Origin of the sequence: Caenibius tardaugens NBRC 16725, assembly GCF_003860345.1 — a bacterium.
GTDB classification, from domain to species: domain Bacteria; phylum Pseudomonadota; class Alphaproteobacteria; order Sphingomonadales; family Sphingomonadaceae; genus Caenibius; species Caenibius tardaugens.
Window position 1 is genome coordinate 1544300 of record NZ_CP034179.1, and the last position, 11340, is coordinate 1555639.

The following is an 11340-nucleotide window of genomic DNA, read 5'->3' on the forward strand; positions in this document are numbered from 1 at the left end:
GCCTGACCGCGTGGACAACAAGAGCGGTAGACGTCAGTCCTTCGGCTTAACCGTCACCCAGACATCGACGGGCGCGATGAATTTGCCCGGTGCGGGTTTGCCCACATCGACGCGCTCGGCTGTCACCAGTTCTCCGGTGTCGAGATTGAAGCTCGCCCAGGGTTTGGGCATCCGGCCGAACTTCATTTTCTGGATGGGTCGCCCGGTGGCGGTGTTCATGATGGTTGCAACGATACTCATCCCGCGCCGGTAGCCAGCACCATGCGGACCTGTCCACACCACCACCGCATTTTTCCAGACACATATTTGTTCATCATGCGTTGGGGATGGCGGCGATAGCGCGCACAATCCATTCCAATGGGGGAATTCATGACGAAATTTCTTGGTGTTACAGTTTCACTTCTGGCGATATCCACTGCCCCGGCGATGGCGGAGAGCTCCGCCAAAACAGCACTGTTCGCAGTGGACGACGTCAATCGCGACACTGTACCCGCTGGCACACCGGAAGCCTTCCAGGCGGCTTTTGGGAAATCCTCGTCCAACGCGGTGACCCGCGCGGTGGACGATCAGAATTACAGCTTCGTCCCGCTCGCGCTTATTCCTCTGTCCGGAGGGAAAACGGCCCTGATCAGCACCGGCGCGAGCGAATGCACCGGCCATGTCTGTGGCGGTTTGAACACCGTCCATTATCTGCAGCCCGCATCCGGCCAAGCCGCCAGTGCCAGTCGCTATGCCGTGGCAGGTGAATGGATGGATGTGGGCGCAAGTGGCACATTCGGCAATCCCGCCTTGCGCTGGGGATGGACGGACGCAATCGCCAGCGCCCCCGTTCTCTATACCGAAGGTGGCGGGGTCTGGCAGGGGTATGCCTGTTCCTATGCCGTGCTCACCGAGCTGACACCAGCCGGACCTGTCGAAATTGCCAGTATTCCTATCTATTATTCCGACGGCGGCGCGAAGGAAACCGGGGCATCCGCTTATGAGGGGACCATTACTTCATCTGTGAAAAATCAAAGCTTCACCGTCACTTACACGGGGTCGAAGACCATTGCCGAACGCTACATTCGGAACAAGGATGGCAAGTACGAGCTGAAAGGAAAGACAAAAGTACCGCAATGCTGATTGCACATTCCTGATTTCAATATTACCATGGATTCATATTACAACTGAATAATCCTTATTATTCAGTTGTATAATCTGAATTTGAGGTGCAATTTCGTGGCAATATATTCCAATATGGAAGGCAAGTTCTTTCCTATTGGAATGTATTTCACACAATGTCCCAGGTGTCATACGCGGATATCCAAAGTATGGAACCGACAATGAACAGTGATCAATCCGGTTCCGTCAAAAGCGTGGAAGTGGCAGTCCAGATACTGGACGTTCTGGCCAATGCGGACCGTCCGCTCCGGGTCACCGAAATCGCCCGCAGTCTTGGCATGACAAAAGCCCGCATTTCGCGGCATCTGCAAACATTGCAATCACCTGGTCTGGTCGGTCGCGATGCAAACGGTACGGGTTATGTGTTCGGCCAGAAATTGCTGCACTATGCACGCGTGGCGATTTGTCGCAGCAGTGTGGTCGAAGCCGCACAACCTTTCCTCAGGCATTTGCGGGACGTAACCGGACATACCGCGATGCAGACGGTACCAATTCCCGGTGGCGCGCTGGTGGTGGCGGCACTGGGTCACGAATTGAAACCCGGCGTTGCCATACAGGTCGGCACCGTGCTGCCATTTCCGCAATCGCCCTCTGCCCGCATGGTGCAGTATTTCGATGCCAACAATGTCCCCGGCAGCACTGCAAACACCCGCACTTTTAATGTCAGCGAACTCAGGGCCAAATTGGCAACGTTCGGCGTCGAATACGAAGACGATGGGCTCGGCAATGGCTTCGGCAAAATTGCTGCGCCGATTTTCGGGAGCAATGGCAATCTGGCGGCCACTGTGGGCGTGATCCTGTCGTCCTCGCTGCTCTCGCCCAGCCCGCACCCGGGATTGATGGAACAAATCCGCTCCACAGCCGCGTTGTTGCAGGCGCATTATGCGGATGGCGCGGTGTCGCCGCTTATGCCGGCTTTCCGGCGGGCGGGCTGATCAACGCGGGTCATCCGCATCCATCCGCGCCCAGACAACATAACGCAGCGGCCCGCGTACCGTGGCGCCAAAGGGATAGCAGGTCGTCAGTGCCAGAACCCGATCCGCGGGGTCGGCCGGATAGGCAAATCGATCCCAATGCACCACCTGCGTTCCGGTCACGGTATAGGTGCGCAGTTCCCCTGCAACGGAACGCACGACCACGCGATCACCCCGGCGCAAATGCTGCAGGAAGGCAAAATGCGTATCCCGATGCGCCGCCATGACAGTTACGGGTTCGCGCGCCGCCAGCATGGTCGGGCCGAAAGCCATGGCCTGTCCCGATCCGCCCGAAAGGACAATATCGCTCACCCCCAGTCGCGGCACGGTAATGCGTGCAACGGGCGCCATGTCCGCCCAGGGCCACGGCTTGATCCGCGTGCCCTGGGCCACGCTCTGTTCAAAGGCCCGGTCGAGGAGGATTTGCGCGACCCACGCCTTGACCGGGATCACGGCTGCACTGACCATCAACCAGACACCCAGAATGCACAGTCCGATCAGGAAAAGGTTGGTGAGGGCGCGCCCCACGGCGCGCCCTCCCTTCACCCCGGCGTGGAGCGCGGCGATCATGCCCGGGCGTCCTTGCGCGCGTTGCGGCGCTGCAGCCACAATCCGCCCGCACCAATCACCAGCAGGACAAGCCCCCGGCCCAGCAGGCCCAGATAGCCGGTCGCGGTTTCCGGCAGGTCCATCGCTTCCGACCGGGTCGCAGGCGACACGGCCCCACCCGTCATGGCACCACCGGCATGGGCGCGCTGCGTGCCGAACAGGGTATCGAAATCCCAGCCGGCAGGGAGCAGCAGCGGCAAATCTTCGCGGGTCAGCGTGGCACCCTCGGGACGGCTGGGGGTTTCATCCACCGCCACCAGGCTCGTCTGGCGGGTCACGATGCTATAGGCGAGACCGAGCTGCGCAATCGCATCATCGGCGGCCCCACTTTCCATTTCGCTGGCGAAACGTGCGGCCTCAATTTCCGCGATACGGCGGTTTGCCCACAATTTGGCCACGGCAGGGCTATCCTGCGCCTGCGACAAGTCCACGCTTTGCGACCAGGCCTTGTCCCCGATCATGCCCGACACCGTGAGCGTACCGGAAGCCGATCCCCCCTTGCCCAGCAGAACCAGCGGCTCTCCGGCATAGAGATCGGGCAACTGGCGCGGGGTGAGGTCCAGCGTACCACCCGCAACGGCCACCTTGAGATCGCGTACGGCAGGCGACGTCAGACGATCGAGCAGCGCCGTCATTCTGGCGGCGACATCATTGCCGGTGCCAACATTGGTGAACGTGCCGCGTCCTGCTTCTGCCATACGGCGCATCAGGAACTGGTTGGGCGCCGAACCGATGCCGACCATGAAGATACGGCTGCGACCGGCATTGGCGTTGATTTCGGCCGTCATTTCCTTCTCGTTGGAGATATCGCCATCGGTCAGGAAGATCACCTGCCGGACGGTGCGCGTGTCGGACGGATGCGTATCGATCAGCGCCGATTTGAGCGCCGGAAGCATTTCCGTGCCACCCGTTGCCTCAAGCCCTTCGGTAAAGCGCCGGGCCAACGCGATCTGTTCCGGTGTCGCGGGAACGCTGTCCTCGAACAGCCGCGTCAGCGTGTCATCGAAACGGATTATGTTGAAGCTGTCTTCCGGGCGCAGGGTACCCAGCGCGTAAAGCAGGCTGTTTTTGGCGGATTCCATGGACGTGCCGCCCATCGAACCGCTGTTGTCGATGACGAAGACCATTTCCCGTGGCGGGAACGGGCGCTTGCGATCCTCTACCGGGGGCGTGATCGAGGCCATGATATAGCTATCTCCATCAAATTGCTGACGGAACAGACCGAGAGTCGGATCGGCACTGGCGGAACGCCAGCGCAGTTCGAAATCGCGATCGGCAGGCACCTCGCCATCGGTCAGGCGAATGGTACGGGTCTGGGCATCGGCTTCTTCCACCGCCACACCGTGATAGGGGCTGATGATGTTCGCTGGCTGGAACCCGGGTGCGAGATGCACCGTGATCGATACCGGGTTGATTTTCTCGCGGGTTCCCAAAACCGGATGCACCATCGGCGCGGTCACCGCATCGGCATCTTCGACGTCCTTTTCGGTTTCCAGCGTGTGCGGCGGGACATAGCGCGGGCCAACCACGAGCGGCAGGCGCAGGCTGAATTCGCCCGATACCTGGCGAACCGGCGCCTGATATTCGATCGCGATCAGCACGGTTTCGCCGGGCCCGACATTGGCCACGCTGTTGCGGAACATGTTGGGGCGTTCGGATTCGACAAGCCCGGCCTTCTTCCCTTCCGCGCGGGCTTTCTCGTAGATCGCGCGCGCTTCTGCCCGGCGTTTGATACGCCCCACGATCACGCGCTGGCCTACAACCATTTTCAGGCTGTCGACGGCCCCCTCCTCGGGCAGAGGATAAAGGTAGGTCGCCTCCATCCACTGATCGCTGGTATTGCGGAAAGCCTGTGTCACCCGGACCCGGGCGATCTGGCCGCTGACCGTGACATCCATATCGGTGCCAAGCCGCACGGCAGGCACCGCAGTCGCCACCCCCTTGCCGCTGAGCATCAGTGTTCCGCTGCCAATGGCATCGGCATCCGCGGCGGCTTCGGAAGCAGTCAGGCGGTTGGTGAGAAAGACGAGCGCAACGAGGCCCAGCAAAAGCGAGAGCCCCAGCACAAGCCGGCATCGCGGCCGGTCGGAAAAGATCAAGGCGAACATGGCAGACTCCATGAAAAGCGGAGCCTTCCCAATAAATACACGCGATGCCGGACAGCCATCGGCAAGTCATGCCGGTTGTTGCCGCACCGCGACGGACATGTCCGGCAGCACGAAGAGGCTTGACGGGTTGTGCGGTTTTGTGCGGAATTGTCCGGCACTTTTCTGGAGATGGCATGCACGATCCCGATAACGGCTTTGCGGAACGACTGCGCGAGGAACTGGCCCGGCGGCGCATGTCGCGTCAGGCGCTGGCCGACATGGCACGCGTCAGCCTGTCAACGCTGGAAAAAGCCCTGTCGGGCAGCCGCCCGTTCACACTCGCCACAGTCGTGCGGATCGAAGAGGCGCTGGGAACGCCCCTGCGCGGAAAGACCGGGCAGGAACCCGCCTCGGCCCACGATCTCGCGCCCGAACACATGGGGGCCTACAGCCGTGCTGCGGTGCGATGGATCGAACAGGATTACCTCACGCTACGGGCCAGTTTCGACACGACGGGGGCGGTTTACGCCTATCGCAGCCGGATATTCTGGGATGACGGTGCGGGCTATCTGCGGTTCATCGAAGGGGAGAGGCCCGATGGCGTCTATGCCCAATCCGGCTATGTCTCCATGCCGACCTTGTCCGGGCATATCTATCTCGTCACCAACGAGGCGGGCCAGCATCGCCTGATGATGCTGGGGCGGCCGACGCGGGACGCACGGATGTTCGGTTTGCTCAGCACGCTGCAATTCGGGGCCGGATCGCAACTGGTGCCGGTTGCCTGCCCGATCGCATTCGTGCCCGCCGTACAACTGGATGATGTGGAGAATGGCCTGATCGACACGGATCATGCGCACTTTTCCACCTGCAAGGACATTCTCGATCACGCCATGGAGAACGATTTCTGCCGCTGGCGGCAATAGGGGGCGCCGCGCGGTCAGGATATGTTTCCTCTTTCAGGCGTTGAAAAGGCAAAACAGCAGAAAGACTGACACGCAATCATGAACGGGCGGGATAATACTGGCGGCACAAGCGGGTCCAACAAACCCGGCCTCACCCTCCATATCCCCGAGCCGCCATTTCGCCCCGGCGATCCGGTCGATTATTCCTATCTCGAGATTCCCCGCCCCGATGCGATTGCCCGGCCGGATGAAACCGCTGCTGCGCGCAGCATGGTCGATCTTGCCTATGGCCTGATCCGTGTTCTCGATGATGACAATCGCGCCGTCGGCAGCTGGAATCCGCACCTCGACGACACCACCCTGCTGCGTATGCTGCGCACAATGGCGTTGCAGCGTGCCTTCGATGACCGGCTGTTTCGCGCACAACGTCAGGGCAAGACCAGCTTCTACATGAAGGCCACCGGGGAAGAGGCCGTCGCCATCGGTGCGACCTTTGCGCTGGATCGCGAAGACATGTGTTTTCCAAGCTATCGCCAGCAGGGTATCCTGTTCGCGCGCGATTATCCGATCGTGCAAATGATCAACCAGATCTATTCCAACCGGCTCGACCCGCTGTTTGGCCGCCAGTTGCCAATCATGTATTCAGCCCGCGCCTACGGGTTCTTCACGCTGTCGGGCAATCTCACCACGCAATATCCGCAAGCGGCAGGCTGGGCCATGGCCAGTGCGTCCAAAGGGGACAGTCGGATCGCCGCCACATGGTGCGGCGAAGGCTCCACCTCCGAAGGCGATTTTCACAATGGCCTGACATTCGGGGCCGTCTACAACGCCCCGTGCATCTTCAATGTGGTGAACAACCAGTACGCCATCTCCAGCTATTCCGGATTTGCCGGCAGCGAACGGACCACGTTCGCCGCGCGGGCGATCGGCTATGGCATTCCTGGCTTGCGGGTGGATGGCAACGATATCCTTGCGGTCTATGCCGCGACCAACTGGGCGGCCAACCGGGCGCGGCTCAATCTCGGGCCGACCTTGCTGGAACTGTTCACATATCGTGCCGAGGCCCACAGCACATCGGACGATCCCTCCGCCTATCGCAGCGCGCAGGAACGGCAGGAATGGCCGCTGGGCGATCCGATCACGCGGCTGAAACGGCACTGCATCGACAAGGGTATCTGGGATATCGCACGGCAGGAGGCCATGGATCTCGAAGTCGCGCAGGAAGTGCAGGCCGCGCAAAAGGAAGCCGAACAGAACGGCATTCTCGGCCACGGCCTGCATCAGCCGGATCAGACCATGTTTCAGGACGTCTACGAAGAGATGCCCTGGCACCTGCGGGAACAATCCGAACAGGCCATTCGCGAAAGGGCGCTGAAATGGCCGGAATGAGTATGATTCAGGCGCTGAACAGTGCACTGGACGTCATGATGGCGCGCGATGATCGCGTGGTGGTTCTGGGGGAAGATGTCGGATATTTCGGCGGGGTTTTCCGGGTCACGGCGGGGTTGCAGACCAAGTTCGGCAAGCAACGCTGCTTCGACACGCCCATCACCGAATGCGGGATTATCGGTGCGGCGATCGGCATGGCTGCCTATGGCCTCAGGCCCGTGCCCGAAATCCAGTTTGCCGATTACATCTATCCCGGTCTCGACCAGATCATCAGCGAGGCCGCGCGTATCCGTTATCGTTCGGCCGCCGATTTCATCTGTCCGCTCACCATCCGCGTCCCCTTCGGCGGCGGGATATTCGGTGGCCAGACACACAGCCAATCGCCCGAAAGCCTGTTCACCCATGTCACCGGCATCAAAACGGTGATCCCGTCCAACCCGCACGATGCCAAGGGCCTGCTGATCGCCGCCATGGAAGACAACGACCCGGTGATCTTCATGGAACCCAAGCGTTGTTACAACGGCCCGTTCGATGGCTATTATGATCGCCCCGCGAAAAGCTGGGCAGACCATCCGGACGCAGACGTGGACGAAGGCTATTTCCGCGTACCGCTGGGCCAGGCCCGGATCGTGCGCGAAGGCGGCGATCTGACCATACTGGCCTATGGCACCATGGTGCATGTCGCGCACAAGGTGATCGACGAACACGGAATCGACGGCGAACTGATCGATCTGCGCTCGCTCGTGCCGCTCGACATTGCCACGATCGAGGCTTCGGTGCGCAAGACGGGCCGATGCCTGATCGTGCACGAGGCGACCCGCACCAGCGGCTTTGGCGCGGAACTGTCCGCACTGGTACAGGAACGCTGTTTCTATCATCTCGAAGCGCCGATCGAACGCGTAACTGGCTTCGACACGCCTTATCCGCACTCGTTGGAATGGTCGTACTTCCCCGGTCCGATCCGTATCGGCGAAGCCCTCGACCGCCTGATGCGGGAATAGCCCATGGCCCTGCTACCATTCCGATTGCCCGATATCGGCGAAGGCATCGCGGAAGCGGAAGTGGTCGAATGGCATGCCGCAGTGGGCGATACCGTGGCCGAAGGGCAGGTCATCGTCTCGGTCATGACGGACAAGGCCACTGTGGAGATGGAAGCCCCCGCAGCCGGCACCCTGATCGAACAGGGGGCTGCCGCCGGGACCATGCTTGCCATCGGCGCCACACTCTTCGTGCTGGATGTGGCGGACGAAGACATCCCGACACCCCTGGATGCAGCGGCTACCGATCTGGCGCCCCTGGCTGCAACGCCCGCCCCGGTTGCGCCTAAGGCTCCGGTTGCAGCGCAGCCGACAAGACCAGCAGATCGCCCGCCCGCCGCGCGCAGGGACCGCCCGAACAGGCAGGTTCTGGCCGCCCCCGCTGTGCGCCACCGCGCCAGACAACTGGGCATCGATCTCTCCGCTGTACCTGCTGTGGGCGAGCGGGTCAGCCACGAAGATCTCGATCGCTTCATTCTTTCGCGCCAACCTGCTGCTGCGCCGGTCGAACCGCTGGACACCCCCGGCACGACCATTCCGGTCACCGGCCTGCGTCGTCAGATCGCCCGGCGGATGGAAGAGGCGAAACGCCATATCCCGCACTTCACCTATGTCGATGAACTGGATGTCACGGCGTTGGAAATGCTGCGCGAAAGACGCAGCGCACAATATGGCCAAAGGCTGAGCGTGCTGCATTTTCTGATTGCCGCAATGTGCCAGGCGCTACGCGCATTCCCGATGCTCAACGCGCACTACGATGATAGCAAGGATGTGATCACACAATTCGATACCATCGATCTGGGTATAGCCACGCAAACGGAAAAAGGATTGCTGGTTCCGGTCCTGCGGCATGCGCAGAATCTGGACGTCGAGGGCATCGCCCATGCCGTCGAAGATCTCGCAAACCGCACGCGCAATGGCGAGGTTACAAGGGAAGACTTGCGCGGGTCGACCATTACCGTCACCTCGCTCGGCAAGCTTGGCGGCATTGCGGCGACACCGATTATCAATCGCCCCGAAGTTGCCATTGTGGCCCCGAACCGCATTATCGAACGCCTCGTACCCTGCCCGGGTGGCCCGGAAGTACGGAAACTCATGAACATGTCGATCAGTTGCGACCATCGGGTGATCGACGGCTTTATCGCGGCATCATTTATTCAGGAAATCAAACGAATACTGGAAAATCCGGAAGAATTGGAACGTTCCTGATTCATTATTCCTCATCACGATCATTGCAGATACGGAAATATCCCCTTAATACAGTCATAAGCCATAGTGTCGGTTGCATGAACTATTTGCGATGTGCACCAAGAGGACAATTACAATGGCACTGCCTCGTGACGATGATTACGCTGCAAGGGAAACCGCATTGGCGGACTATCCGCCGCGGATTGATCATGACGCAACAGCCATTGATGACGCAACCAGACGCGAGAGCCTGCCCCCCGCACGTCAATTGATCTGTTCGAGGCGCTGGCCATGCCAGCCTGCATCTTCACGTCGTCCGGTAAAATTGTCCGGCTGAACACAATCTGGCAGAAAGAAAGAGGATACAGGAAAGAGAGCGATCTTGCGCTGACCTTCGACCAGTTGCTGCACGTTGCGGATTGGCCGTCTGTCGTGCCCAGGCTACATGCCATTCTTGCGGCACCCCAACCGTCAGATATCACCTGTCGGCTGGGCACAGGCAAATGGGAAGGACGCTGGTTTCAGCTCAACATACAGCCGTTGCCATCGCCAAAACCCGGTGAACAGCACTGGCTGTGTATCGCCATGGACATAGACGATTGCAAAATGCGCGAAGCACAGCTCGAACAGCGCATCGGGCAGCAAAACGCCATGCTCGATGCCAGTGCCGACTGCATCAAAATGCTCGCGCCTGACGGCACGCTCGTTCACATGAACAGAACCGGATGCCAATCCGTCGGGCTGCCCAAAACATCCATTCTCGGCGTGCCCTGGCTACCGCTCCTGCCGGAGGATGTCCAAACGGAAGGAATCGAAGCCCTTGCCATAGCCCGCAAGGGATCGCCCGCACGCTTCAACGGACGCAGCGTGACCCCTGATCAGCAGTGCCAGTACTGGGAGAACAGCCTGACACCGATGATCACCCCTGACGGACAACTGGCATCGATCGTTTGCGTATCCCGGGAAGTCACCGCCGCATACGAAACGCTGCAATCCCTGAAAGTCAGCGAAGAGCGCCTGTCCATGGCGGCCCGCGTCGGGGGACTGGGCATCTGGGACTACAACATCGTCGACGACAGGATGCATTGCGATGCGGCCTGGTACCACATCATGGGCCGGGATCCCGCACACCCGATATCGTCCATTGGTGAATTTCGCTCCTTCATCCATCCCGAAGATGTGGAACGGGCCACGGAAGTCGTGCAAACCGCTGCCGAACTTGTCGCACAGAAGGCGGATTACGGGATCGTATTCCGTATCGTCAGACCGAACGGCGATATTCGCTGGGTGCGCTCCGCAGCCTGCCTGCAAACCCGTGAAGGTGTCGCGGTACGCGTGGTCGGCTTTGTGATAGACATTACCGATGCCTGGCGTGGAGAGCTCGCGCTGCGCGATGCGAACCGCGCCCTTGCTGCGGAAAAATCCTCTCTCGCGCGGCAGACACTGGAAGATCCGCTGACCGGTATCGCCAATCGGAGGCACTGGGACAGCGAATTGACCCGCATCTTTTTGCATGCCAGCGAAACTGGCAAGGCAATGTGTGTGGGCATGATCGATGTCGACCATTTCAAATCCTACAATGATCGGAACGGTCATCTGGCGGGCGACGTGGCTCTTCAAAAGGTCGCGAAAGCCTTGCATTCCGTGGCGCGCCAATCAGACTTCGTGGCGCGCTATGGCGGGGAAGAATTCGCGTTCGTCCTGATGAATGCAGGGGATCCTTCCAGAATGCTGGACAGATTCATGGCTGCCATTGCCCATCTGGCGATCCCGCAAGCGGAATCCCCAACCGGCTGCATGACAATCAGTTGTGGTTGCGTGGTCGCCGCCCCGTGCGAGAAACTAACCCCAGCACAACTTCTCGAAGCAAGCGACAAAGCCCTTTATACCGCGAAGACTGCGGGCCGAAATCGTTACATCGTGCATACTGCAGCAATGCTTTACTAGAATATACCTGATCCATATGCACAAATAACGTTCTAAAAAGTATCTG

10 protein-coding genes are annotated in these 11340 nt (G+C 60.1%); 7 read left to right on the forward strand and 3 right to left on the reverse strand.

Going from position 1 to position 11340, the window contains the following annotated elements; genetic code table 11:
* Positions 1-33: 33 nt before the first annotated feature.
* The gene (locus tag EGO55_RS06940) at positions 34-240 is read right to left on the reverse strand and encodes a hypothetical protein (protein ID WP_084620361.1); all 207 of its coding nucleotides are present in this window, start codon (positions 238-240) and stop codon (positions 34-36) included.
* 129 nt (positions 241-369) lie between these two features.
* Between EGO55_RS06940 and EGO55_RS06945 the strand changes: the two genes are divergently transcribed.
* Both EGO55_RS06945 and EGO55_RS06950 read left to right on the forward strand, forming a co-directional pair.
* Entirely contained in the window at positions 370-1122 is a 753-nt protein-coding gene (locus tag EGO55_RS06945; protein ID WP_040717249.1) for a hypothetical protein, read from the forward strand.
* Between the two features lie 200 nt (positions 1123-1322).
* A complete protein-coding gene (locus EGO55_RS06950) occupies positions 1323-2096 on the forward strand; it encodes an IclR family transcriptional regulator (RefSeq protein ID WP_021691519.1) in 774 nt (257 codons plus the stop codon).
* Here EGO55_RS06950 and EGO55_RS06955 read toward each other — a convergent pair whose 3' ends face one another.
* Together EGO55_RS06955 and EGO55_RS06960 are read right to left on the reverse strand one after the other, a co-directional pair.
* The gene (locus EGO55_RS06955) at positions 2097-2705 is read right to left on the reverse strand and encodes a class GN sortase (RefSeq protein ID WP_021691518.1); all 609 of its coding nucleotides are present in this window, start codon (positions 2703-2705) and stop codon (positions 2097-2099) included. It abuts the gene before it with no gap.
* On the reverse strand, positions 2702-4852 hold the full coding sequence (locus tag EGO55_RS06960) for a marine proteobacterial sortase target protein (RefSeq protein WP_040717228.1): 2151 nt from the start codon (positions 4850-4852) through the stop codon (positions 2702-2704). Before EGO55_RS06960 ends, EGO55_RS06955 begins: the two co-directional genes overlap by 4 nt.
* A gap of 173 nt (positions 4853-5025) precedes the next feature.
* Between EGO55_RS06960 and EGO55_RS06965 the strand changes: the two genes are divergently transcribed.
* From EGO55_RS06965 to EGO55_RS06985, 5 genes are all read left to right on the forward strand, one after another.
* Positions 5026-5754, forward strand: a complete 729-nt coding sequence (locus EGO55_RS06965) for a helix-turn-helix domain-containing protein (RefSeq protein ID WP_021691516.1) — start codon at positions 5026-5028, stop codon at positions 5752-5754.
* A 78-nt stretch (positions 5755-5832) separates the two neighbouring features.
* The gene (locus EGO55_RS06970) at positions 5833-7122 is read left to right on the forward strand and encodes a thiamine pyrophosphate-dependent enzyme (protein ID WP_021691515.1); all 1290 of its coding nucleotides are present in this window, start codon (positions 5833-5835) and stop codon (positions 7120-7122) included.
* Positions 7119-8123 (forward strand): alpha-ketoacid dehydrogenase subunit beta, encoded by a 1005-nt coding sequence (locus EGO55_RS06975; RefSeq protein ID WP_040717221.1) that lies wholly within the window; start codon positions 7119-7121, stop codon positions 8121-8123. The genes EGO55_RS06970 and EGO55_RS06975 overlap by 4 nt, the downstream gene beginning before the upstream one ends.
* Before the next feature lie 3 nt (positions 8124-8126).
* Positions 8127-9368, forward strand: a complete 1242-nt coding sequence (locus EGO55_RS06980; protein ID WP_021691513.1) for a dihydrolipoamide acetyltransferase family protein — start codon at positions 8127-8129, stop codon at positions 9366-9368.
* 264 nt (positions 9369-9632) lie between these two features.
* The gene (locus tag EGO55_RS06985; protein WP_268871154.1) at positions 9633-11294 is read left to right on the forward strand and encodes a sensor domain-containing diguanylate cyclase; all 1662 of its coding nucleotides are present in this window, start codon (positions 9633-9635) and stop codon (positions 11292-11294) included.
* The last annotated feature ends 46 nt before the right edge of the window (positions 11295-11340 follow it).